This window comes from Rhodococcus sp. M8 (assembly GCF_015654185.1).
In the GTDB taxonomy this organism is placed as follows: domain Bacteria; phylum Actinomycetota; class Actinomycetes; order Mycobacteriales; family Mycobacteriaceae; genus Rhodococcus; species Rhodococcus aetherivorans.
Genome location: NZ_CP064065.1, coordinates 4,629,187 through 4,653,717, shown reverse-complemented (window position 1 = coordinate 4,653,717; position 24,531 = coordinate 4,629,187). Strand labels below are relative to the sequence as shown.

Below are 24,531 nucleotides of genomic sequence, written 5' to 3'. Positions count from 1 at the left end.
GCCGTAGCCATCGCCGCCATCATGATCTGACGCGCGGACCCGGCTCCCCGTTCACGCCTCGACCACCAGGAGCCAATCCTGGTCGCCGTCGACGTTCGTCCCCGGGGTGGCCACGTTTCCGTCCCGATCGATCTCCGCCGGCAGCGAAGGCGCGGCGGCATCGGCGGGATCGATCCAGCCGAGTGTCGCTCCCGGCGGAGTCAGTGCACGGTCGAGCCGGATCGTGCGCTGCGTCGGCACATAGACGACGGCGAGCGAGCCGTCCGGGGTGCGTGCAGCGGTGACGTAGTCGTCGTCCAGGACGTCCACCATCTCGTCGTCCGTCGATCGGGTGCCTCGCCCGTCGAGCACGAACGGCTCGTCGACGTCCGGCACCAACTGCCACCAGGCCCACGAGGCCCACAGATCGCGAATGGCCTCGAGCTGTGTGACGGCGGGTGTGTCGAGGCGCGATTCCCAGCCGTCTCGGAACTCCCAGTCGTCGGAGCCACGAAACTCCCCCGGTGATCCGGAGGTCAACGCCCACAGAGCCTGGCGCCGAAGGGTCTCGTCGGTTGTCGGCGCCGTGTCGGGCTGGTTGTTCTCGCCCTCGTAGTTTCCCTCCGAGAAGACGGCGGGACGCGGGTCCCTGGCGCCCGCCGGTCGCTGGTAACCGTCCAGCACTGCCTTGTACGTCGGCAGATATGTGTAGACGAAGTTCCAGTCCGCCAACGGTTCCCAGAAGGGGTTGTCCGTCGAGAGCGATTTCTGGGGTCCCAGCTGTATCGAGAACGGCCTGTCCGAGCCGGCCGCCCTGATCCCTTGGAGCATGCCGCGCAACACGTGGTCGGAGTCGGAACCCGCAGCGGGATCGTCTGTCTCGGGAGAATAGTCCCCGCCGGTCATCCAGACGATGTTCGGAAACCGAGCGTATCGCTGGGCGAACATCCGGCCGTAGACGGCGGCCTGTTCGGCAGTCGCCGACGCGAACACGTCGGAGATGTTCCACCCGTCCATCGGGTAGAGGAACAGCGTGTTCCCGTGCCGGCAGGCGATCCGCAGGTACTCGTCGACACGCGCCCAGTACCGCTCGTTCCACGCCGTGATGTCACCGTCGACGAACGGTCGGATGCCGTCGAAGGTCGCTCCCTCCTCGCTCGGCCCGCCGTTGTCGGGGACGGCGACCGCAGAGATTATCGATGCGTTGAACCCGTGGGCCTCACGATTCGCGAAGTACGATTCGGCCTGCTCGGGCGACCAGTCCGCCAGGCCGGACCACGGCGAGTCTCCGCGAATCAGGATCGGGTCGCCATGCTGATCTTCGAAGTAGCGGCCGTCACGACCGACAGCGGAGATGTAGCGATGGCCGGCGCTCTCGGTGACGTCGCACGCTGCGGCCGCCGGGACGGTCGCGGGCGGCGACGGCCGAACCTGCGGCCCGCCGCCATCCGAACAACTCGCCAGGCAGAGCAGGACCAGGAGGGACAGGCCGGCGGTTCCGCCTCGAAGGTCCCCGGTTCCGGCTTACCGTGAGCGTGCGGCCGAATGCTCGCGCCCGGACCGTCGCCGGCCGCACAGCACGGGGAGGGAGCACGATGAACGATCTCCTCCGGCAGGTCGCCGAACTGCGCACGGATCTGCAGGCCCTGGACCGGCGCGTGCGCTCCCTCGCCGAGGCGTTCGACCTGGTGGATCCGGTATCGGACGACGACGCCGCCGAGGCCAACCTGCGGGAGGTCGTCGACGGCCTCAGCGACGCCCACCTGGATCTGAGCACCGCGGACAAACATCTCGAGACCGTCGCGTCGCACGCGGCCCGGCTCGGCGCCTGACCGCGTCGGCCGTCGCCGGGGGCCTTGCCGCGGTAGGCTCGGCCTCGCCACTGTTCGACCAGGACGGCCGGATTCGGACCGGCGCCGCAGGAGGGCAGCTATATGAACGGTGCCGTCGGCAGCGATCGGCGGATCGCCCACCACGCCGCCTCTCGGGGTGCGCCGGACACCGGGCATCTGCCGCAGCGGCCCCGAGTGGTGGTCGTCGGCGCGGGCATCGCGGGGCTGACCGCCGCCACCGCCCTCGCCGAGCGCGGCGTGGAGGTCGAGGTGCTCGAACGCGAGGCTCACCTCGGCGGGCGAGTCGGCGGGTGGCACGAGCGGCTCGACGACGGCACCGGGATCGCGATGAACCGCGGGTTCCACGCCTTCTTCCGGCAGTACTACAACCTGCGCCGGCTGCTGCGCCGCACCGACCCGGATCTGCAACGGCTGACGGCGGTCGACGACTATCCGCTCATCGACGGCGAGGGCCGGCGCGACACCTTTCGCGGGATCCCGAACACCCCTCCGTGGAACGCGCTGGTGTTCGCGTTGCGCAGCCCCACGTTCCGGCTGCAGGACCTGGTGCGCATCGACGTGCGGGCGGCGGCCCCGCTGGCGACCGTGTCCGTGCCGGAGATCTACGACCGGCTCGACGACGTCGATGCACAGACGTTCCTGCAGCGCATCCGCTTTCCGGAGGCGGCCAACCATCTGGCGTTCGAGGTGTTCTCGCGCAGCTTCTTCGCTCCCCCGGCCGGCATGTCGGCCGCCGAGCTGGCCACGATGTTCCACATCTACTTCCTCGGCTCCGCCGAGGACTGCTCTTCGACGTGGCCACCGGCAACTTCGACACCACCCTGTGGGAGCCGCTCGGCCGGTACCTCGCGGGACACGGCGCGCGCATCCGGACGTCCACCGCGGTGACCGGCGTCGAACTCGGCGGTACCCGGACCTTCCGCGTCCACGACGGCACCGGCGGCAGCATCGACGCCGACGGCCTCGTCCTCGCGCTCGATGTGGCCGGGCTGCGCGCCCTCGTCGACGCCTCGCCGGATCTCGGCGATCCCGGATGGCGTTCCCGGGTGGACCGATTGCGTTCCGCGCCCCCGTTCCTGGTGCAGCGCCTGTGGCTGGACCGTCCCGTCGCCGCGGACCGCCCGGCATTTCTCGGCACCGGCGGCCTGCGCCCGCTCGACAATGTCAGCGTGCTCGACCGTTACGAGGAGGAGGCCCGGGCCTGGACTCGCCGCACCGGCGGCTCGGTCGTGGAACTGCACGCGTACGCCGCGACGGGAGATGCTGTCGGCGGGGCACATTCGCCCGACGACGTGCGCGCCCAGGTGCTCGCGCGCCTGCACGCGATCTATCCCGAGACCGCCGCGGCCCGCGTCGTCGAGGAACGCACGCTCTGGCGTCAGGACTGCCCGTTGTTCGGGGTGGGCGATTTCGCGCGACGGCCCACCGTTCGCACCCCGCACGAGCGGTTGATGCTCGCCGGCGACGGCATCCGGATCGATCTGCCGGTGGCCCTCATGGAACGCGCGGCCACCACCGGGTGGCACGCCGCGAATTCCCTTCTCGCGCAATGGGGTGTGGCCGGACACGACCTGTATACGGTGCCCACGCAGGGCCGTTCACCCGTCCTGCGCCGGCTCGCCGCCCTGGAAAGGCACCCCGCATGAGCGTGCTCGATCCGCTGTACCGGCGCTGGCCCGACACCTGGCCCGTCCGGCCCATCGACCCGGACCGCTGGGCCGCGCAGCAACCCACCTACCGCGGTGCACGGCCCGAGCTGATCTCCGCCGTCCTCGACCGCGCCCAGCGCCGGCCGTCCGGCAACTGGTACGTCGTGGCAGCCAGCCGTGAGATCGGCGCGGACCGGCCCTTCGGCATCACGATCGCCGGCATCGAACTCGTCGCCTGGCGCGACGGCGACCGGGTGCTCGTCGGCCCCGGCGCCTGCCCCCACCTCGGCGCCCCGATGGCGCTGGCCGCGGTGGACTGCGGCGCGCTGGTCTGCCGCTGGCACGGGCTGCGCCTCGACGCCGACGGCGCCTACGGCTGGAAGCCCTTCCCCAGCCACGACGACGGGGTGCTCGTGTGGGTCCGTCTCGATCACGTCGGCGGCGAGGAGCCGACGGAACTGCCGATCGTCCCGACTCGCCCGACGGCCGGGTCCCGCATCGCCGCGGTGGCCACCCTCGTCGGTGTGTGCGAACCGGCCGACATCGTCGCCAACCGCCTCGACCCGTGGCACGGCGCCTGGTTCCACCCGTATTCGTTCGCCCGCCTGGAGGTGGTCGAGGCTCCCTCCACCCGCGGCACTGCGGACGGCGAGGACCGGTTCCTCGTCGACGTCACCTTCCGGGTCGCCGGCCGGATCGGTGTGCCGGTGCGCGCCGAATTCACCAGCCCGGAACCGCGCACCGTCGTCATGCGGATCGTGTCGGGCGAGGGCGTGGGCAGCGTGGTCGAGACCCACGCGACGCCCCTCGGTGCCGGACCGGACGGGCGGCCCCGGACCGCGATCGTCGAGGCCGTCGTCGCCGATTCCCCTCGCCCCGGGTTCGGCATCGCCACCCGGCGCGCCGCCGCCGCCCTCCGCCCCCTCATGCGGCACACGGCCACCCGGCTGTGGCGCGACGACCTGGACTACGCCGAACGGCGCTATCAGCTCCGCACCGCGGCACAATCGGGCCGCGTCCCCGGCCGGTAGCCGCTGCGCGGCGGGCATCCCGCACGGATTCGGGACCGAGGACCCTGGCCCGCGGTGTGGCACGCGCGCACAGTCGAGGCATGCTCGACACCGTCCTCGACATCTTCCGGGTGCGCCAGTACTTCGACCTCCTCTCCCGCGGTCGTGACGTGGTCGAAGGCGTGCGCAGCGACGCCGGTTTTCTCGTCGACGTCGCGCGGGCGGCCCTGCAGCGGCCCTCGGGCACGCCGGACCGGGAACTGCACCCCTTTCCCCGGTTCGAGCCCTTCCAGGTCGGGCTGCAGGAGGGGGATCGGATCGCGATGGCCGCGACAGGGGGCAGCGGAGCGCTCGCGTCTCTGGTCGGTGTGGCCCGGGCGATGGAGGAGGGTGGGATCCGGCCGGCGGTGATCTCCCTGTGCTCCGGTTCCGCGCTGTTCGGCTTCCCGATCGCGGCGGGAGTCCCCGCCGAGGAGGTCGCAGAGTTCACCCTCGCGCTGGATCCCGAGGACTATCTCGACGTCGACTGGCGTCGCCTGCTCGCCGTCGCACCGACGGTGGGCCGCGGATTCGCCGGCATCCTGCGCGGCGATGCGATCGAGGCCACGTACCGGCGCCTGCTCGGCGACATGACTCTCGCCGCGATGCCCGTACCCGCCTACGCGCCGATCTGGAACATCGAACAGAACCGGCTCGAATACCTCGGGCCACGAACGTATCCCGACCTGCCCGTGGCCCGGGCCGTGCACATGGCGGTCGCGCTGCCGCTGTTCGTCGCGCCCGTCGAGCTCGGCGGATTCCACTGGTGTGACGGCGGGATCGTCGACATCTTCCCCGTCCACCCGCTGCTCGACCTCGAGCAGCCGTGCGAGGTCACCCTCGCCGTCAACGGCTTCTACCCACCCGGCTTCGAAGGCGAGGACGCCACCGGCTGGGCCGAGCGGCGCGCGAGCATCCTCTACATCGCCGGTCAGGTGCGCACGTCCCAGCAGGTCGAGCTGGCGCGGGAGAACCTGGCGCGGCTGCGCTCGGCCTCCCACGTCACGATGATCGAGCCGGTTCCGTACGAGAAGGTGCGAGGCGTCGGCTTCTACCGGCAGTTCCTCGGCACCCGGGACTGGCCGGAGTTCATGCATGCCGGACGTGCCGATGCCCGGCGCGTCCTGGCGGCGTGACGAGTCGCTCGCCGGCAGCGGAACTTGTCGGTCCCCTCAGGCACTGTGTACAGCGTGCCCGCACGGGTACCACTCGACAGAACGGCTCGGGAGATTCCACGGGAGGTTCGACATGGCGAACGTAACGATGTTCCGTCGGGTGATCGCACCGGCTGCGGTGGCGTTCCCCTCCTCCGCGCTGGCGGACGCCCTGATCGCCGCGGCGGCCGCGGTGCCGCTGCACGGATCGGTGGCCGGCGCGGTGGAAGGCAGCGTGGACGACGCGGTGCGGGTGCTGACCGCCGACGAGGGCGGGTTGTTCCCGTCGCAGGCAGCGGCCATCGTCTACGAGTCCTTCGTGGCGGCGATACGGGGGCTCGACACGATCGAGACCGCGGTCGCCCTCGGCACCGTCTTCACCGCCTACCTGGACCGGCTCACCGCCGCGAATCCCGCCCCGACGGACGCCGCGGCGGCCTGACCACGCGGATCGGACCGGCCGCGACGTGCGGGTCCGCGTTTCCGGGCCCCGCCGTACCCGCCGGTCGTCGGTAGACTGGAAGACGACCCTGCCGTGCACGGCACCCAGGTATGACGAGAAGCAGGCTCGGTAGATCGTGAGTGAAGGACAGATTCGGCACGCGGTTGCGCCCGACCGGGTCGGGGCCCGGACCCACATATCCCCGTTGCGTCGGCTGAAGCAGCGGTGGCTCCGCTGGCGCCGGCGCATCGAGACGCGCCCGTCGCTGAATCTGACGTACCGCATCACCGTCGGTACCTTCGGAGCGCTCGTGTTGCTGGCCGGCGTCGTCGCCATCCCCTACCCCGGACCGGGCTGGCTGATCGTCTTCGCCGGCCTCGGGATCCTGGCCTCGGAGTTCGCCTGGGCTCACCGTCTGCTGCACTTCGCGCGGGGCCGCTACGACCGGTTCATGCACTGGTTCGGGCAGCAGTCGCTGGTGGTGCGGGGCGCGGGAGCGCTCACGACCGGCGCGATCGTGGTCATGACGCTGTGGCTGCTGGGCACGCTCAGCCTGGCCGGCGGCTGGATCGGGGTCGACTACTCGTGGCTCGACAGCCCGCTCTAGCCGACGGCCGGACCGTCAGAGCATCCGGACCGTGTCGCCCGGATGCAGGCGTTCGACCCGGCCGCGGCATTCGATCTCGATCGGCCGCTGGATGCCCGCACCTGCACTGACCTCGACCTGCCGACCGGAGATCCGCACCTGCAGGTGGTGCCCCCGATAGAAGATCGGGAATTCGAGCGCGCCGAGTTCCTCCGGCCACTCCGGGCCGAAGACCAGGCGGTCCCCCCGCGCCTCGAGCCCGGAGAAGCAACGCTGCAGCAGGTCGACGCTGCCGGCCATGGCCGCGAGATGAATCCCCTCCGAGGTGGTGCCACCCTGGATGTCGGCGATGTCGGACGCCAGCACCCGGTCGAAGAACTCCATGGCCTGACCGCGATGCGCCCGGGCCAGAACCCACGAGTGGACCACCGCGCTCAGCGTCGACCCGTGTGACGTCCGCGCCATGTAGTAGTCGATCGTCCGCGGAATGGTTTCGCCCGTCAGCTGGTAGCCGAGCCGCTCGAACAGCTCCCGCAGTTCGTCCGCCGACAGCAGGTAGAACAGCATGAGCACGTCGGCCTGCTTCGACGCGCGATAGCGGTTGACGTCGTCGCCCTCGGCCTCGAGGAGCCGGTCGAGACGCTGGATGTCGCCGTGCCGGCGCCGGTATCCCTCCCAGTCGAGTTCGGCCAGGTCCCCGTAGCCCTCGAACTGGCTGATGACCTGATCGTGGAAGGGCACGAACATGCGGCGGCTGACGTCCTCCCAACGCGCCGTCTCGCGAGCGGTCAGGCCGAGGGTATCGACCAGTTCGGTGCGGATCCGCAGCGGGATGATCTCCAGCGCCTCGAGCGCGCGCAGGATCACCCACACCGCCATGACGTTGGTGTAGGCGTTGTTGTCGATCCCGTCGAAGGGCGCGTCGGGATAGCCGGAGTGGAACTCGTCGGGGCCGATGACGCCGCGGATGACGTACCGATCACGGGCGCGGTCGTACGTGGCGAGATCGGCGAAGAACCGGGCGATCTCCACCAGCATCTCGGCCCCGTACTCCGCGAGGAACCCCAGATCCCCGGTCACCTGGTAGTACTGCCACACGTTGTGCGCGACCGCGACCCCGATGTGGTGCTGGCGCCAGCTCGCGTCGGGATTCCACCGTCCCGACTTCGGATTGAGGTGCACCTGCTGGCTCTCCTCGCGGCCGTCGCTGCCGGACTGCCACGGGAACATCGCGCCGCTGTGACCCGCCTCCCGCGCCGCGCGGCGGGCCTCGTCCAGGCGGCGGTGGCGGTAGCGCAGGAGCGAACGGGTCAACCCCGGCAACCTCAGGTTCAGCACCGGCAGCACGAACAGCTCGTCCCAGAAGATGTGTCCTCGATACGCCTCGCCGTGCAGGCCGCGCGCCGGTACGCCGACGTCGAGATCCGCGGTGTTCGGCGACAGCGTCTGCAGCATCTGCAGCAGGTGCAGCCGCACTATCCGCAGGCCTTCGCCGTCGCCCCCGAGGAAGATGTCCACGCGGTCCCACAGGTGCACCCAGGCGAGTACGTGCCCCTCGAGCGTTTCCTCGAAGCGCCCCGTGCGGGCCAGCCAGCGCGTGGCCTCCTCCGACGGCTCGGACACCGCCTGGTCACGCCCGGTGAACAGGGTGGCCATCTTCTCCAGGGTCACGGGCTCCCCGGCCGCGACATCGAGCGCGACGATGTGCCCGACCCGCCCTCCCGAGTCGAGGAGGGTGTACTCGGCGGGGATCCGTTCGTCGTCGCGCCAGAGCGTGCTGCGAGCCGCCACGGCGACGGGGATGCGGGACTGGTTGGTCTGCACCGTCAGGCACACCGAGTCCTCGGACAACCGGGCGGTGTGCAGCAATCGGAGATGATCGCCGGCCAGGTGCCGGTAGCGCTCGACGAGAGTGTTGCGGACCGCGCCGTCGACCTCCGACCGGATCTCGAGCCGCCCCGACCAGTCCTCCGGGACGATCGTCGTCTCGAGGCCGCACACGTGCGGCTGGTGCATCGCGACGAACCGGCGCTGCACGACCGTCGTCGTGCGGCCCGCACCGTCGCGGAATCGGAACCGCCGGGTGAGCACGGCCCGGCGCAGATCGAGATACTGGCAGTACTCCCGCACTTCGACGCAGTCGATGTCGAACCACTCGCCGCCGTCGATGCGGAAGGTGACCGGCAGCCAGTTCGGCAGGTTCACCATGCTCTCGTTGTCGATGGTGCGGCCCGCCACCTCGTCCGTCAGGCGGTTGAAGATCCCGGCGGCGTACGTGCCGGGGTAGTGCACGGCACCGGCGCGGGATTCGGGGGCGCAGCCACGAGTGGCGAAGTACCCGTTGCCGACCGTGCACACGGCCTCGCGCAGTTTCTCGGCCGGCGGATCGTAACCCTCGAAGTACAGGGTCCAGGCGTCGTGACGCGGGCCGACCTCCTGGTCCTCGCCCCACAGCTCGGCGAGCCGCTGCAGCAGCCGCCGGACCTGTTCGGGGCCGTCCACCGAGAACTGTGCCGCCGAGCGACGGTCGCCGTCCTCGGTGTGGCGCACCACGATTCCGAGTCCGGTGCCGGCCAGCGCGTCGAACGCGTCCTCGTCGGTGATGTCGTCACCGATGTAGACCGGGATCGGGTTGTCCTCGTCGCGCACGTGCTCGAGCACCCATTCGAGAGCCCGGCCCTTGTCCCAGTCGACGTCGGAGCGGATCTCGACGACTTTGCGACCGGTCGTGACCCGGAGGTGGTCCTCGGCGGCGGCGACCTCGTGCACCGCGGCGACGAGTCCCTCCTCGCGGTCCGGAGCGACGTTGCGGTAGTGCACGGCGACGGTGAACCGCTTGTGTTCGATCACCGCGCCCGGCACGTCGGCGAGCCGTTCCTGCAGAGCGGCGGCGGCCCGCTCGAGGTAGGGCACGGCGGCCAGGGCCGCGTCGTTCTGCTGGTGCTGCCCGTCGGGGCCGATCAGTTCGAAGCCGTGACTTCCTGCATACCACAGGCCCGGAAGACCGACCCGGGTCTGCACGTCGGCGAGGTCGCGTCCCGAAATGACGGCGACGGTGCATTCGCTCGCCAGGGAAGACAGCACCGCCGCCGCACCGTCGACCAGCGTGGCGGCCGCGGGATCGTTCACAATCTCGGACAGCGTGCCGTCGAAGTCGAGGAAGACGGCGGGCCGGCGTGTGCCGAGCAAGGCGGTCAGCTGCTGGAGCGACGCCAACGCGTCCGGGATCTCCGACATGCGCCGGTCGCCGGTGCGCACCGCCAGCTCGGCGAGGTCGTCGACCACCACGTCGGCGCCGCGGCGCCGCAGTTCGTCGCGATGATGGACCCGGTCCACGCCGACGACGAGACCGAACCCGCCGTGCCGGCCCGCGGCGACGCCCGCCTCCGCGTCCTCGACGACGACGGACCGGGCCGGGTGGACCCCGAGCCGGTGGGCGGCCTCGAGCATGGCGGCCGGATCGGGCTTGCCGGGCAACCCGAGTTCGTCGGAGACCACGCCGTCGACCCGGACGCCGAACAGGTCGGCGAGCCCGGCGGCCTCGAGCACGAGCGTGCAGTTGCGGCTCGAGGTGACGACCGCGGTGCCCAGCCCGAGGCTCTGGATCCGGCGCACGAGATCGACGCTGGATTCGAACACCGGGACACCGTCGCGGTGGATCCGCTCGCGGAACATCTCGTCCTTGCGGGCACCGAGCCCGCACACGGTCTCGACGTCCGGGCCGTCGTCGGGGTCCCCCCACGGCAGCGTGATTCCGCGCGAGGCAAGGAAATCGGCGACGCCGTCGACGCGCGGCTTGCCGTCGACGAACTTGCGGTAGTCCTCGTCGGTGAACTCGCGATGCTCCTCGCCGTCGCGTTCGGGACGACGCGAGAGATACCGGTCGAAGAGTTCCTTCCACGCCGCGGCGTGGACCGCCGCGGTGTCGGTGACCACCCCGTCGAGGTCGAAGATCACCGCGTCGTGACGGCGGGGGTCGATCACCGGTCCACTCATCGTCATCTCCCGGTCGATTCGTGCATGTGGGCCTGCTCCCTGTACTCGCTCGACAGGCCCACTATCCCACGGCGACCGGCATCGCTCCGGGCCGTTCACTCAGGCTCTTTCGGGTGGAAGGGCCGCGGCACGCAGCGATCGCCTCCCTCGGCAACGACGACCCCGGCCTCCTGAACGAGGTGCGAGCGCTGCCCTACCGAAGCTGCACGCCAACGTCATCCACGTCCACCCCCGTCGCGTGCAGTCTCCGGACGTCGACCTTCGCGACGACGGTGTGGTCGATCATGCAGCGCCGAGGCCGACCAGGGCGATCGTCAAGGGCAGGAGAACGATGATCAGGATCGCCCCCACGATGTCGAAGACCACCCCGCTTCGAATCATCGTGGTGATCGGGACGGCCCCGGAGCCGTAGACCACGGCGTTCTGCGGCGTCGAGACCGGAAGCATGAAGCCGAACGACGCAGCGAACGTGGCCGCGAGCGCCGGCACGAAGGGGTTGACGCCGGCCGCCACCGCCACCGGAATCACGATCGGCACCACGACCGCCGCCGACGCCGTGTTGCTCGTCGTCTCCGATACGGCGATGGCCAGCACGACGGCGAAGACCGTGATGGCGACGACGCTCGTCAGGCCCAGCGAGTCCGCGACGGATGTGCCGATCGTCTCGGCGAGGCCGGTGTCGGCGAGCAGGGAGCCGAAGATGATGCCGGTGCCGAACAGCACGATCGTGCCCCAGTCGATCTCCGCTGCGTCTCGCCAGCGCAGCGTGAACTCGCGATTCTCCCAATCGGTCGGCAGAAGGTAGAGCAACGCCGCCCCGAAGACCGCGACCATGCCCTCGTCGAGTCGGTCGCTGATCGTGCTGTAGAGGTCCGAGTCGTTGCCGGCGATCACCGCGACGACACCGGGCAGGATCCACAGCGTCACCGTGACTCCGAAGGCGATGAGCGTGTTCTTCTCGGCACGAGACAGCGGACCCATTTCCGCGCGCTGCTGCGCCAGGTAGTCGGCGACGCCTTCGATACGTCGGATCTCGGGCTTGTTCAGGCGCAGCAGGATGACGGCGAGCGCGATGAACATCGACAGACAGATCGGGATGGCGATCACCATCCACTGCCCGAAGCTGATCCGCTCTCCCGTGGCCTCCTCGATGAGCCCGCGTCCGATGAGGTTGGGTGGGCTCCCGACCGGCGTCAGCAGGCCGCCCACGCTTGCTCCGTACGCGAGCATCAGCATGATCGCGGCGCCCACCCGGACGCGCAGCGGGTCGAAGTCGGGTGCGACGACGCCGCGGTTCTGCATGAGTTTCGCGATGACGCCGAGGATGCCCAGCGCCGTGGGCAGCAGCATCGCGACGGTCGCGGTGTTGGATACGAAGGCCGAGAGCCCGCACGTGATCGCGCCGAAGGCGATGATCACCCCGGTGGTGGACTGGCCCACACGCGGCAGGGTCAGGATGCGGAACGCGAACCGGCGCGCCACGCCGTGCTTGAGCATCGCCTGAGCGAGGATGAACGCTCCGATGAAAGTGAAGATCGTCGACGACCCGAACGCTGCGAGGACTTCGTCGGCCGGCGCCACCCCCAGAAAGACCACGACCGCCACACCGAGCAGTCCGGTGATCGGGATCGGCATCGCCTCGCTCACCCACAGCAGGATGACGCCGAGCAGCACACCGGCCAACGTCTGCTGTTGCGGCGGTATGTCGATCGGCAGGGCGAGGAAGACGATCGCGATCAGCGGCGCGAGAAACAGCCCAATCGTGCGGCGGCCCTTCTCGAACCGCTCTTCGGCGGGTGAGAGCCGCTGTTCGCCGAGGCTGCGATAGGTGGCGTGCCCGAGCAACGCCTTGTCGACGTCGGTTCGGTCGCCCTGGTTCTCAGCTGTCATGGCCCCTTCCCCACGACGTGGATCGGTACGGACGGAGTACCCATCCCCCGAGCGCGCTAGTCGTACTGCGGCATGATTTTCCGAGTCCATCAGGGTGCGTGCGGGTGGCGTGAGGTGCGTCCGCCGGGAGACGGCCGCGACATCGGGGAGCGATTGCACGCGAAAGCCCTCGTCGCGTTCACACAATCCGGGGACACCGTCCGCCGCCTCGCCCGCCTGCACACCCCGCTGCCACTACTGGCCTTCACCCCGCTGCCCGACGTGCGCAACCAACTCGCCCTGACGTGGGGCACCGAGACCTTCCTCGTCGACCCCGTCCGCACCACCGACGACATGATCCGCCAAGTCGACACCGCCCTCCTCCGACTCGACCGCTACCGGCACGGCGACCTCGTCGTCATCGTCGCCGGATCACCCCCGAACACCATCGGCTCGACCGACCTCATCCACGTCCACCGCATCGGCACCAACGACCACACCTCCCACTGACCATCGGGTCGGGGGGCAAGTGCACCAGTCCGGCCGCGAGCACCGCGTAGCGCGTTCGACGGCTGGGGCCGCGGCCCGTGCGCGACCCCAGCGCGTCGACCAGGGTTCCTCAGCGGCTGACGGCCTTCTGGTAGCGACGGATCGCGAAGGGCACGAACACGATCAGCATCGCGGCCGTCCACAGCAGCGACGCCAGGATCGGGTTCTGCAGCGGCCACGCGTCCGACACGGGCATCGCCGGATTGGTGTTGCCGAACAACTCCCGCACAGCCTGCGTCAGGGCCGACACCGGGTTCCATTCCGCGATCGTCTGCAGCACCGGGGGCAGCGAGGAGATGTCGACGAACGTGTTGGCCACGAACGACAACGGGAAGATCACCATGAAGCTCGCATTGTTGAACACCTCCGGCGTGCGGATCCACATCCCCACCACCGCCATCACCCAGGACAGCGCGTAGGCGAACAACAACAGCAGCGCGTATCCGGCAAGGGCCTCCCCGAACGACGAGTGGATCCGCCACCCGACGAGCAGGCCCGTCAGCGACATCACCACCAGGCTGAGCACGTTGATGAGCACGTCGGTGGAGGTGCGGCCGACCAGCACCGCGGACGGCGCCATGGGCAGCGAGCGGAACCGGTCGATGATGCCCTTCTGCAGGTCCTCGACCATGCCCAGACCGGTCCAGGTCGCCCCGAAGATCACCGTCTGGGTGAAGATGCCGGCGATGAGGAACTCGCGGTAGGACATCCCCGGAACCTGGATCGCGCTGCCGAACACGTACGCGAACAGCAACACGAACATGATCGGCGAGAGCATCGTGAAGACGATGAGGTCGGGCACGCGCTTGATCTTGATGACGTTGCGCTTGGCGATGGTGACCCCGTCCGACACCATCATCTGAGCCGTGTTCATCCCACCGCCTCCTCGATCTTCTCGTCCGCCTCGTGCCCGGTGAGGGCGAGGAACACGTCGTCCAGTGTCGGTTTGCGCAACGCCACATCGGTGACGCGGATGCCCGCCGCGGACAGCCGGCCGAGCGCCGTGGCCAGCACATCGGCGCCGCTGCCTGTCGAGCCGGTGTCGCTGACCGGCACTGTGACGCGACCGGATCCCGCGTCGGCCTGGATCTCGCCGACCGCGAGGTCGTCGAGCTCGCGGCGCACGGTCGGGATCGTGGCGGCGTCCGCGACCCCCAGCTCGATGCGTTCCCCGCCCACGAGGCTCTTGAGTTCGTCGGCGGTGCCGCGGGCGATCACGACGCCCCGGTCGATCACCGCGATCCGGTCTGCGAGCCGCTCCGCCTCCTCCATGTACTGGGTGGTGAGCAGCAGCGTCGTCCCCTGCGCGACGAGCTGGTCGATGACCTCCCACAGCTGGAGCCGGGCCCGCGGGTCCAGCCCGGTGGTGGGTTCGTCCAGGAACAGCACGGGTGGCTGCGCCACCAGCGCACCGGCGAGGTCGAGCCGGCGCCGCATGCCGCCGGAGTAGCCCTTGACCGGACGGTCCCCGGCCTCGACCAGGTCGAACTGCTCGAGCAGCTCACGCGCCCGCTCGCGGCTGCTCTTGATACCCAGATGGTAGAGGCGACCGACCATTTCGAGATTCTCGAACCCGGTGAGATACTCGTCGACCGCGGCGTACTGGCCCGAGGCGCCGATGTGCGAACGCAGAGCGCGCGCGTCGGCAACGACGTCGAGTCCCGCCACGGTGGCCCGGCCCTCGTCCGGTACGAGCAGGGTGGTGAGCACCCGCACCGTGGTCGTCTTGCCGGCGCCGTTGGGCCCGAGCAGCGCCGTCACCGTCCCTTCCGGGACTCGCAGATCGATTCCGTCGAGGGCCGTGACCCGTCCGTACCTCTTGATCAACCCCTCGGCGACTATGGCGTCGGCCATGAGTCCTCCCCGTCGTCGGATGTGCGCCCCAGTGTGCTACAGACCTCCGACAGGTTTCGAGCGGTTTTCCCGGCTCGTCAGATACCGGCCAGCAGTCGTTCCTGATAGCGCCGCATTCCGGTGAGCCAGCGGTCGTAGTCGGCGCCCTTCATCCGGTACATGTCGAGGACCTCGGGGTGCGGCAGGATCAGGAACTGCTCGGCCTCGACCCCCGCGAGCACCACCTCCGCGACGTCGGCCGGTTCGAGGACCGCCCCCGCGGAGGTGACGGCCCGCGCGGCCGCCACGCCCAGCCCCTCGCCGGAGGTCTCCCCCTCGTGCAGCAGCTGGGTGTTCACCCCCATGGGGCACACGCAACTGACGCGGATTCCCTTGTCGCCGTAGGTGACCGACAGCCATTCGGCGAATCCGACGGCGGCGTGCTTGGTGGCCGAGTAGGTGGCCGAACCGATCTGGGTGAGCAGCCCGGCGGCGGAGGCGGTGCTCACGAAGTAGCCCTCGCCGCGCTCGAGCCATCGCGGCACCATCAGCTGCGCGGCCCGCACGTGCGCGCGCAGGTTCACGTCGAGCGCGAGGTCCCAGGCCGACTCGTCGGCGCCGAGCCCCGCTGCCCCGGCGACTCCGGCGTTGGCGAAGTACAGCGCGACGGGACCGAGGTCGGCCTCGGCGCGGTCGACGATCTCCCGGATCCGGTCGGGGTCGGCGACGTCGGCGCCGACGCCCACGGCCAGACCGGCGCCGTCGGGATCGAGTTCGCGGGCCACGCGCTGCGCGGCGTCGCCGTCGAGATCGGCGACGAGCACCCGCGCTCCCGCGGCGACGAGCCGGGCAGCGAGTGCGGCGCCGATCCCGTTACCGGCTCCGGTGACAACGGCGACCTTGCCTTCGACGTGCACTGGCGTTCCTCTCGTCGGGGATGATGCCTCTCTGTTTAGTTGAATCAAACCTCGAGTTCAAGTGGTTGCCGTGGCGGCGCGCTCCGGGATCCGCAGCGCATTGGCCCACAGCCGCGTCAGGGTGGTCACCAGGACGTCGAAATCCACCGGCTCGGCGTCGCCGAGGGCGAGCGTCGAGTAGGCCAGGCGGCTGACCATGCCCGACAGCGCGCGCGAGGCGAGCATCGGATCGAGTTCCGGATCGGCGATGCCGCGCTTCTGCAGCTCCGCGATGCTGCGCGCGTTGCGCCGGATGAAGGTCTCGCCGCGCCGGCGCCGCAGCTCGCGGAAGCGCGGATCGATGCTCGCGACCTGCTCGAGCAGCACCATGAGGCGGGCGTTGCGGCGGTACGCCTCGAGGTACGCCCGGTTGCTGGCCTCGAGCACCGCGTACGGGTCGTCGGTGCCCGCGGCCCGGCCCATCCCCGGGTGCAGCATGTCCTCCTGGGCCTCCTGGAGGACGGCCGCGAACACCTCCTCCTTGTTGTTGAAGTAGGTGTAGAAGGACCCCGTCGAGCACTTCGCCTCACGCGTGATGTCGGTGAGCTTGCTGTCGAGGAACCCGGACCGCTCGAAGACGACCCGGGCCGCCGCGATCAGCTCGGCGCGGCGGCGCGCCCCGCGCTGGGTGACCGGCGGGTCGTGCAGCAGGTCCGCCGGCGCCATGGACGGCGCCGGTCCGTCCCAGTCGGCGTCGCGGCCCGCGTCGCCGCGGCCTGAGTGTGAGGCGGAATTCATGTCCTACTTATACCGTCCCGGTCGGCTCCCGGCCGTGATGTCCGGCCGGATCCTCCCGGGTCCGGGCGGACACCGGCGCCCTCAGCTCCTCGCCAGCACCAGTCCCGACGTCGGCACGCCGGTGCCCGCGGTGACCAGTACGTTCTCCACGTCGGGAACCTGATTGACGGATGTGCCGCGCAGCTGGCGCACCCCCTCGGCGATGCCGTTCATCCCGTGGATGTACGCCTCGCCGAGCTGGCCGCCGTGGGTGTTGAGGGGCAGCCGGCCGCCGAGCTCGATCGCCCCGTCTGCGACGAAGTCCTTCGCCTCGCCGGGCCCACAGAACCCGAGTTCCTCGAGCTGCATGAGCACGTACGGCGTGAAGTGGTCGTAGAGCACCGCCGTCTGCACGTCCTGCGGGCCGAGGCCGGACTGCTCCCACAGTTGGCGGCCGACGATGCCCATCTCGGGCAGCCCCGTCAGGCCGTCACGGTAGTAGCTGGCCATGATGTACTGGTCCGGTCCGCTGCCCTGGGCGGCCCCCGCCACCACGGCCGGCGGCTGGGGCAGGTCCCGCGCCCGTTCGGTCGTGGTGACGACGAGCGCGACGCCGCCGTCGGACTCCTGGCAGCAGTCGAGCAGGTGCAGCGGTTCCGCGATCCACCGCGAATTCTGGTGGTCGTCGAGGGTGATCGGCCTGCCGTGGAAGAAGGCATGCGGATTCGTCGCGGCGTGCCTGCGGGCCGCGACGGCGACCTTCCCGAAGTCCGCGCTGGTGGCCCCGGTGACGTGCATGTAGCGCCGGGCGGCCATCGCCACGAACGAAGCGGGGGTGCCCAGGCCGTGCGGATAGGAGAAGGCGTAGTCGGTGCCGGAGGAGTTGACCTGCGCGGACAGCGCGGTGTTGACCTGACCGTACCGCGCCCCGGAGCGCTCGTTGAAGGCCCGGTACACCACCACCACGTCCGCGACGCCGGTGGCGACGGCCATCGCCGCCTGCTGCACGGTGGCACATGCCGCGCCGCCGCCGTAGTGGACGCGGGAGAAGAACTTCAGGCTCGGGATCCCCACCGCACGTGCGACGGCGATCTCGGTGTTGGTGTCCATCGTGAAGGAGGTCAGGCCGTCGACGTCCGCCGGGCGCAGGCCGGCGTCGGCCAGCGCCGCCCGCACCGCCTCCGCGGCCAGGCGCAGTTCGCTGCGGCCGGAGTCCTTGGAGAAGTCGGTGGCGCCGATGCCGACGATGGCGGCGCGGCGGGACAGGTCGCTCATGTGGAGCCTCCGATCTCGAGGACGGCCTTCGCGGTGATGTGGTCGCCCAGACCGTTCTTGCCGACGATGTCGACGGTGATGCGCCCGTCGGCCTCGACGGCGGCGACGGTCCCGGTCAGGGTCAGCGAGTCGTACGCGTACCAGGGCACCCCCAGCCGCAGCGAGACCGACTTCAGCACCGCGCGCGGACCGGCCCAGTCGGTGACATAGCGCTGCACCAGCCCGGTGTCGGTGAGGATGTTGACGAAGATGTCCTTCGACCCACGCTGCTGCGCCTTGTCGCGGTCGTGGTGCACGTCCTGGAAGTCCCTGGTGGCCAAGGCCGTCGAGACGACGAACGTCGGATCGGCCCGGATCGTCAACGGCGGCAAGGATTGTCCGACGGTGACCGTTCCCGCGTTCATGCGCGCTCCTCGCTCGGCTGCCAGGCGTACAGGGTCCAGGGGTCGCCGCCGGTCTCGTCGTCGCCCGGGAAATCGAGAAAGATCGCCTCGACCGGCGTCCCGATGCGCACGTCGCCGGGGTCCACCCCGCGCAGTTCGCCGAGCATACGAACGCCTTCCTCGAGTTCGACGAGGGCGACGACGTACGGCACCGTTCGCCCCGGCACCTTCGGCGCGTGGTGCACCACGTAGCTGAAGACGGTGCCGCGGCCCGACGCGACGACGTAGTCGGTCGTCTCGTCCTGGGCCACCCACAGCGCCGGCACCGGCGGGTGCTGCAGCGTGCCGTCGGGGCGCCGCTGGATACGCAGTTCGTGCGCGGCGACACCGTCCCAGAAGAACCGCGTGTCCTGCGACGCGGACGGCCGCAGCATGCGGGTGGGGTCGAGGTCCGCCGGAACCGTCGGGGCCGAATGTGACACCGGTTCGGTTGAATCGACAGAATGTGACATTCGGCCGGTCTCGCGGAGGGGCGGCGCGAACTTGAGGATGCGGAAGAGCATTTCGGCGACCACCTCGTCGCCGACCTTCCACACGCTGCGGGTGGTGAAGAACCAGCCCTCGCCGAGGCCGGTCTTCTTCGGTCCGGCGAGGTCCTCGAGGGTGGACTCGATGGTCACCTCCTCGCCGTGGCGCAGATAGCGGTGGTAGACCTGATCGCAGTTCGTGGCGACGACCGACGTGTAGCCCGCCTCGTCGAGGATCTCCGTCATCCGGCGGAGCGGATCGTCCTCCTCGCGCTTGGCGCCGAGGCCGCGCATGGTCCACACCTGCGCCATCGCGGGTGGCGCGACGAGGCCGCCGTGCCCGGCCGCAATCGCGGCGGATTCGTCTGTGTAGATCGGGTTCTCGTCTCCGATCGCCTCGAGCCAGTTGCGGATCAGCGGCAGGTTCACCCGGTCGCGGCCCGCACGCGGCTTGGACGGCCCGTCGGCGCGGACGCGTTCGGCGGCCGCGCGGATCTCGTCGTGGGGGCCCGGCACGGCGGCGCTCATCGACACGTCCCCCTTCACCGCGGGACCCGGGGCATGGCCAGGCCCGCCGTCGCGATCAGTTCCCGCATCACCTCGTTGACACCGCCGCCGAAGGTGATCACCAGGTTCCGCTTGACCTGCATGTCGAGCCAGCGCAGCAGGTCCGCGGTCTCCGGGTCGCCGGGATCCCCGAACCGGCCGACCATCTCCTCCGCGAGCCGGCCGACACGCTGGATGCGTTCGGTGGCGAACACCTTGGTGGCCGACGCGTCCGCGATGTCGACCGCCTCGGATTCGCTGGCGGCGACCTGCCAGTTGAGCAGTTCGTTGAGCCGGAACGTCGCGTGGATCTCGCCGAGCCCGCGCCGCACGTCGGGTTCGCCGAGCAGGTCCCGGGAACGGGCCCAGGCGAACACCCGGTCGTAGAGCCCGCCCACGCGGCCGGCGGGGCCGAGCATGACGCGTTCGTGATTGAGCTGGGTGGTGATCAGCCTCCAGCCCTCGTTCTCCTCGCCGACGAGCATCTCGACCGGGACGCGCACGTCGCTGTAGTACGTGGCGTTGACGTGGTGCGCGCCGTCGCAGGTGATGATGGGGGTCCAGCCGAAGCCGGGGTCCTGGGTGTCGACGATGAGGATCGAGATGCCGCGGTGCCTCGAGTCGGCGCTGCCGGTGCGCACCGCAAGCCAGACGTAGTCGGCGTCGTGGCCGCCGGTGGTGAAGATCTTCTGCCCGTTCACGACGTAGTGGTCGCCGTCGCGCACGGCCGTGGTGCGCAGTGCGGCGAGGTCGGTCCCGGCGTCGGGCTCGGAGTAGCCGATCGCGAAGTGGACCTCGCCGGCAAGGATGGCGGGCAGGAACTTCCGCTTCTGTTCCTCGGTTCCGTAGACCTGCAGGGTCGGCCCGACCGTCTGCAGGGTGACACTGGGCAGCGGCACGTCGGCGCGCACGGCCTCGTTGACGAAGATCTGCTGCTCGACCTCACCGAAGCCGCGGCCGCCGAATTCGACGGGCCAGCCGACGCCGAGCCAGCCGTCCTTGCCCATCCGGCGCACGACCTCCCGGTAGGTGGGGCCGTGGCGCTCGGTGCGCATGATCGCGGCCTCCTCGGGGGAGATCAGGTCCCCGAAGTACCGTCGCAGTTCCGCCTGCAGCGCACGCTGCTCGTCGGTCAGATCGATGAACACCGGGCCCCCACGAGGTCGAGTCGGTACGAGGCGCCGCCGAGCAGGCGCGCCAGATCCTTTGCGGTCGAGGAATAGCGATGCAGCGGATAGGTCTCGTCCACACCGAGACCGCCGTGCAGGTGGTGCAGCACGCGCACGGCGGGCGGCAGCTCCGTGGCGATCCAGTACGCCGCGACGTCGAGGTCGTCGTCCGCGGCGGCGCTGCGGGCGTCCTGCGCGACCCGCCAGGCCGCGGCGAGCGCGGCGACGTGCAGGGTGCGGGAGGTGACGTAGACGTCGGCGATCTGCTGGGCCACCGCCTGGAAGGCGGCGAGCGGCTTGCCGAACTGGTGCCGGGTGCTCACGTGCTGTGCGGTGAGCTGCGTTGCGCCCGAAAGCAGTCCGTCCGCGTAGGCGCCGACCGCCGCGAGGGCGAGGCGGTACAGGACGGCGACGTCGGCGGCCGGGTCGGCGCCGTCGCCGAGGAGCAGGCCCGGCGCGGACTCGAGCCGCACGGAGCACTCGGGGGCGCGGGCCGACGACGGGCTCTCGGTCAGGGTCACGCCCGGCGCCGTGGGTTCGACGGCGATCACACCGGCGTCGGTGGGCACCAGGATCTTTCGCGACGTCGCCGCGTAGGGCACGCCGACGAAGTGCCCGGTGACGGCGTGGCGTTCGCCGTCGGGTACCGCCGTGGCGGCGGGGGACGCCGGGAAGGCGCGGCCGACCTCGGCGAGGGCGGCGGTGAGGACGGCGCCGTCGGCGACGCCCGCGAGCAGCTCGTCCTGCTGCGTGTCGGCGGCGAGGATCCGGACGGGCAGCACACCGAAGCCGAGGGTGGCCAGGGCGGGGACGGGTGCGGCACGTCGCCCGATCTCGGTGAGCAGTGCGGTGACCTCGGCGACGCCGAGGTCGTCGCCGCCGAGCCGCGCGGGCAGGGCGAGGGAGAGCAGGTCGGCGTCGGCGAGGGCGCGCCACAGTTCGTCCGGCCTCAGGTCGCGGGCGAGCAGGTCGACGGCGACCTGGGCCACGGCCTCCTGCGTGTCGTCACGAGCGAAGTCCACGTTTCCACCTTCGATTAGAACGTGTTCTAGTTGTATCACCTCGGCAGGGCGGGTGGAAGCACCCGTCAGCCGCGCGGCAGGCCCAGCAGGCGCTCCGCCGCGAGGGTGAGCAGGATCTGCTCGGTGCCGCCGGCGATCGTCAGGCAGCGCGTGTTGAGGAACTCGCGCGCGAGGGGGCCCTCGACCCAGCCGGCCGCACCGGCGAGATCCATCGCGAGCTCCGCGGTGTCCTGGCGCTGCCGTACGCCGATCAGCTTGCGCACGCTCGACGCCGGGCCGGGGTCCTGACCGTCGAGCTGCGCGAGGGTGGTCCGCAGCTCGAGCAGCGACCCGGCCGTGGCCTCGGCGACGAGCCCGCCGATCCGGTCCTCGGCGACCGGGTCGCCGGGTGCCACCAGGTCCAGCAGTTGCTCGACCGCCTTCCCCAGCGAGGATCCGCCGCTCATCGCGACCCGTTCGTTGGCGAGCGTGGTGCGGGCGAGCTTCCACCCGCCGCCGAGCGGGCCGACGACGCACTCGTCGGGGACGAACACGCCGTCGAGGAACACCTCGTTGAAGAGCGCGTCGCCGGTGATCTCCCGAAGCGGCGAGACGGTGATGCCCGCGGACTTCATGTCGACGAGGAAGTAGGTGATGCCCTTGTGCTTCGGGGCGTCGCGGTCGGTGCGGGCCAGGCAGATCGCCCAGTCGGCCTCCCGGGCCAGCGACGTCCACACCTTCTGCCCCTGCAGGCGCCAGCCCCCGTCGACCTTCTCCGCGGCGGTGCGCAGCGACGCCAGGTCGGATCCGGCGCCCGGCTCCGAGAACAGCTGACACCAGACGATCTCACCGCGCAGGGTCGGCAGGGCGAAGCGGTCGATCTGCTCGGCGGTGCCGTGCTCGAGGATGGTGGGCACGGCCCACCACCCGATCACCAGATCGGGCCGGTCCACGCCGGCGGCCGCGAGTTCCTCCTCGATGAGGATCTGCTGCGCGGCGTGCGCGCCCCGGCCGTACGGCGGCGGCCAGTGCGGGGCCAGGAACCCGGCCTCGGCGAGCGCGGCCCGCCGCTGCGGTCCGGGCCGGTCGAGGAGCTGCGCGATCTCGGCACGGATGCGCACGCGTTCGTCGTCGAAGGCGCTCAGGTCGACGGTGAGGTGACGGCGGGCGCCGGAGCGGGCGAGGCCGGCGACCCGGCCCCGCCACGCGGCGGAGCCGCCGAGCAGCTGACGGGTGACGACGGCGCGGCGCAGGTACAGGTGGGCGTCGTGCTCCCACGTGAAGCCGATACCACCGAGCACCTGGATGGCATCCTTGGCGTTCTGCACGGCGGCGTCGAGGGCGACGGCGGTCGCGACGGCCGCGGCCAGGGGCAGTTCGTGCGGGGCCGCGTCGGCCGCCACGGCGGCGTCCCAGGCCGCCGCGCGGATCTTCTCGGTACGGCAGAGCATCTCGGCGCACAGGTGCTTGATCGCCTGGAACGAGCCGATGGGCTTGCCGAACTGTTCGCGGATCTTGGCGTACTCGACGGCCGTGGCCAGGGCCCAGCCGGCGACGCCGGCGAGTTCGGCGGCGGCGAGCGTGGCGGCGAGGTCGCGCACCAGGCCTGCCGGGACGCAGACGACCCGGTCGGTGGTGACGGCGACGCCGGCGAGCCGCACGCGGGCGAGCGCCCGCGACTTGTCGAGGGTGTCGAGGGGTTCGAGGTTCAGTCCGGGGGTGTCGGCGTCGAGCAACGCCCAGCGTTCGGTCCCGCCGTCGGTGCCGATGCGGACCAGGACCGCGACGCCCGGCTCGCCGCCGAGCGCCGGACCCGCGTCGCCGTCGAGGTCGTACCCGCCCTCCCGGGTCGTCGCGGTGAGCGCGCCGTCCAATGCGACGGCGGTCGGCAGGGCGCCCTCGGCCAGGAGTTCCGTCCACTTGGCGCCGTCGGTGCCGGCGGCGCGGCCGAAGACGAGCGCGGCCAGGGCGGTGGGAAGGACGGGGCCCGTCGCGAGGTGGTGCGCAGCCTGTTCGAGCATCGTCGCCAGGTCGACGACGCCGGCGCCGGCGCCGCCCGCGGCCTCGGGCACGGCGACGGCGAAGATTCCGAGGTCGGCGAGCGATTCCCACCCCGGCCGCCACATGGTCGCCGGTCGTTCGCGTAGGTTCTGGATCGGCGCTGTGGCGCGCGCCCAGGCTTGTACAGAGGCCTGCGCGGCCTGCTGTTCCTCGGTGGTGGCAATGCTCACAGCGGGTTTCCGCCTTTCGGGAATGACACGATGCCTAGAACGTGTTCTAATATGACAGCCGGTTCAGAGTCAAGGCAGAGGAAGACATCTCGATGACGACATCGTCCCGCTCACGTTCCACCGGCGGCGGCGGAACTCTGGCCGCCCTCACCGAGGACGATCTCAGTTCCAACGCCCAGAAGGAACGGCGCAAGCGGATACTCGACGCCACCCTGGCGCTCGCCTCCAAGGGCGGGTACGAGGCCGTACAGATGCGCTCCGTCGCCGAGAAGGCCGACGTGGCCGTCGGCACCCTGTACCGGTACTTCCCCTCGAAGGTGCACCTGCTCGTCTCGGCCCTCGGCCGCGAGTTCGCGCGCATCGAGGGCAAGGGCAAGATCCCCCCGGGCCACACGCCGCTCGAGCGGATGCAACTGATCCTGAGCCTGATCACGAAGGCGATGCAACGTGACCCGCTGCTCACCGAAGCCATGACCCGGGCGTTCATGTTCGCCGACGCCTCGGCCGCCGCCGAGGTCGATCAAGTCGGCCTGCTCATGGACCGGCTCTTCGCCCGCGCGATGAACGAGGGCGAGCCCACCGAGGAGGAACTGGCGATCGCCCGCGTCATCAGCGACGTGTGGTTGTCGAACCTCGTGGCGTGGCTGACGCGGCGCTCGTCCGCGACCGACGTCGCACGCCGGCTGGAGCTGACCGTCGAACTGCTGCTCGGCGACGGATCGCAGCGTCCGGCCTCGATTCCGGTCCAGGAAGGCTGACCTGCGCCG

19 protein-coding genes and 2 pseudogenes are annotated in these 24,531 nt (G+C 70.7%); 8 read left to right on the top strand and 13 right to left on the bottom strand.

Features of this window, described 5'->3' with window-relative positions; translation table 11 throughout:
• Positions 1-51: 51 nt before the first annotated feature.
• Positions 52-1,467 (bottom strand): apiosidase-like domain-containing protein, encoded by a 1,416-nt coding sequence (locus tag ISO16_RS21080; protein WP_072634251.1) that lies wholly within the window; start codon positions 1,465-1,467, stop codon positions 52-54.
• 107 nt (positions 1,468-1,574) lie between these two features.
• Here ISO16_RS21080 and ISO16_RS21075 point away from each other — a divergent pair, with 107 nt between their 5' ends.
• The 6 genes and pseudogenes from ISO16_RS21075 (at position 1,575) to ISO16_RS21050 (ending at position 6,733) form a co-directional block, all read left to right on the top strand.
• Complete coding sequence (locus tag ISO16_RS21075; RefSeq protein WP_072634250.1) at positions 1,575-1,811, top strand: hypothetical protein; 237 nt, start codon at positions 1,575-1,577, stop codon at positions 1,809-1,811.
• A gap of 102 nt (positions 1,812-1,913) precedes the next feature.
• Positions 1,914-3,478, top strand: a pseudogene (locus ISO16_RS21070) (FAD-dependent oxidoreductase).
• The gene (locus tag ISO16_RS21065) at positions 3,475-4,512 is read left to right on the top strand and encodes a DUF5914 domain-containing protein (RefSeq protein WP_072634249.1); all 1,038 of its coding nucleotides are present in this window, start codon (positions 3,475-3,477) and stop codon (positions 4,510-4,512) included. The pseudogene ISO16_RS21070 and the gene ISO16_RS21065 overlap by 4 nt, the downstream one beginning before the upstream one ends.
• Positions 4,513-4,592: 80 nt before the next feature.
• The gene (locus ISO16_RS21060; protein ID WP_072634248.1) at positions 4,593-5,666 is read left to right on the top strand and encodes a patatin-like phospholipase family protein; all 1,074 of its coding nucleotides are present in this window, start codon (positions 4,593-4,595) and stop codon (positions 5,664-5,666) included.
• 112 nt (positions 5,667-5,778) lie between these two features.
• Complete coding sequence (locus tag ISO16_RS21055) at positions 5,779-6,126, top strand: hypothetical protein (RefSeq protein ID WP_006943375.1); 348 nt, start codon at positions 5,779-5,781, stop codon at positions 6,124-6,126.
• A 205-nt stretch (positions 6,127-6,331) separates the two neighbouring features.
• The gene (locus tag ISO16_RS21050; RefSeq protein ID WP_006943381.1) at positions 6,332-6,733 is read left to right on the top strand and encodes a TIGR02611 family protein; all 402 of its coding nucleotides are present in this window, start codon (positions 6,332-6,334) and stop codon (positions 6,731-6,733) included.
• 15 nt (positions 6,734-6,748) lie between these two features.
• Here the strand turns inward: ISO16_RS21050 and otsB are convergent, their stop codons facing one another.
• Positions 6,749-10,708 carry a trehalose-phosphatase gene (gene otsB / locus ISO16_RS21045; RefSeq protein WP_072634317.1) on the bottom strand — a complete coding sequence of 1,320 codons (3,960 nt, stop codon included), beginning with the start codon at positions 10,706-10,708 and terminating at the stop codon, positions 6,749-6,751.
• A gap of 282 nt (positions 10,709-10,990) precedes the next feature.
• The gene (locus ISO16_RS21040) at positions 10,991-12,598 is read right to left on the bottom strand and encodes an SLC13 family permease (protein ID WP_072634247.1); all 1,608 of its coding nucleotides are present in this window, start codon (positions 12,596-12,598) and stop codon (positions 10,991-10,993) included.
• Between the two features lie 135 nt (positions 12,599-12,733).
• Here ISO16_RS21040 and ISO16_RS21035 point away from each other — a divergent pair.
• Positions 12,734-13,087: pseudogene (locus ISO16_RS21035) on the top strand (pyruvate kinase alpha/beta domain-containing protein); the annotation flags it as partial.
• Positions 13,088-13,196: 109 nt separating this feature from the next.
• Here ISO16_RS21035 and ISO16_RS21030 read toward each other — a convergent pair.
• The 10 genes from ISO16_RS21030 to ISO16_RS20985 all read right to left on the bottom strand — a co-directional run bounded on the left by ISO16_RS21030 (position 13,197) and on the right by ISO16_RS20985 (position 23,764).
• Positions 13,197-14,000, bottom strand: a complete 804-nt coding sequence (locus tag ISO16_RS21030) for an ABC transporter permease (RefSeq protein ID WP_006943393.1) — start codon at positions 13,998-14,000, stop codon at positions 13,197-13,199.
• The gene (locus ISO16_RS21025; RefSeq protein WP_072634246.1) at positions 13,997-14,980 is read right to left on the bottom strand and encodes an ATP-binding cassette domain-containing protein; all 984 of its coding nucleotides are present in this window, start codon (positions 14,978-14,980) and stop codon (positions 13,997-13,999) included. Before ISO16_RS21025 ends, ISO16_RS21030 begins: the two co-directional genes overlap by 4 nt.
• Positions 14,981-15,057: 77 nt before the next feature.
• Entirely contained in the window at positions 15,058-15,876 is an 819-nt protein-coding gene (locus ISO16_RS21020) for an SDR family oxidoreductase (RefSeq protein ID WP_029540809.1), read from the bottom strand.
• Positions 15,877-15,933: 57 nt separating this feature from the next.
• On the bottom strand, positions 15,934-16,653 hold the full coding sequence (locus tag ISO16_RS21015; RefSeq protein WP_043797593.1) for a TetR/AcrR family transcriptional regulator: 720 nt from the start codon (positions 16,651-16,653) through the stop codon (positions 15,934-15,936).
• 81 nt (positions 16,654-16,734) lie between these two features.
• Positions 16,735-17,907: a lipid-transfer protein gene (locus ISO16_RS21010; protein WP_065923066.1), complete on the bottom strand. Its 1,173-nt coding sequence runs from the start codon at positions 17,905-17,907 to the stop codon at positions 16,735-16,737.
• Complete coding sequence (locus ISO16_RS21005; RefSeq protein ID WP_065923067.1) at positions 17,904-18,311, bottom strand: MaoC family dehydratase; 408 nt, start codon at positions 18,309-18,311, stop codon at positions 17,904-17,906. The genes ISO16_RS21010 and ISO16_RS21005 overlap by 4 nt, the downstream gene beginning before the upstream one ends.
• Positions 18,308-19,345 (bottom strand): bifunctional MaoC family dehydratase N-terminal/OB-fold nucleic acid binding domain-containing protein, encoded by a 1,038-nt coding sequence (locus ISO16_RS21000; RefSeq protein WP_072634316.1) that lies wholly within the window; start codon positions 19,343-19,345, stop codon positions 18,308-18,310. Before ISO16_RS21000 ends, ISO16_RS21005 begins: the two co-directional genes overlap by 4 nt.
• 14 nt (positions 19,346-19,359) lie before the next feature.
• Positions 19,360-20,511: an acyl-CoA dehydrogenase family protein gene (locus tag ISO16_RS20995; RefSeq protein ID WP_072634245.1), complete on the bottom strand. Its 1,152-nt coding sequence runs from the start codon at positions 20,509-20,511 to the stop codon at positions 19,360-19,362.
• Positions 20,496-21,554 (bottom strand): acyl-CoA dehydrogenase family protein, encoded by a 1,059-nt coding sequence (locus tag ISO16_RS20990; RefSeq protein WP_065923068.1) that lies wholly within the window; start codon positions 21,552-21,554, stop codon positions 20,496-20,498. Before ISO16_RS20990 ends, ISO16_RS20995 begins: the two co-directional genes overlap by 16 nt.
• Positions 21,555-21,619: 65 nt before the next feature.
• On the bottom strand, positions 21,620-23,764 hold the full coding sequence (locus ISO16_RS20985) for an acyl-CoA dehydrogenase family protein (RefSeq protein WP_072634244.1): 2,145 nt from the start codon (positions 23,762-23,764) through the stop codon (positions 21,620-21,622).
• 92 nt (positions 23,765-23,856) lie between these two features.
• Here ISO16_RS20985 and kstR point away from each other — a divergent pair, with 92 nt between their 5' ends.
• The gene (gene kstR / locus ISO16_RS20980; protein WP_072634243.1) at positions 23,857-24,522 is read left to right on the top strand and encodes a cholesterol catabolism transcriptional regulator KstR; all 666 of its coding nucleotides are present in this window, start codon (positions 23,857-23,859) and stop codon (positions 24,520-24,522) included.
• Positions 24,523-24,531 lie beyond the last annotated feature (9 nt).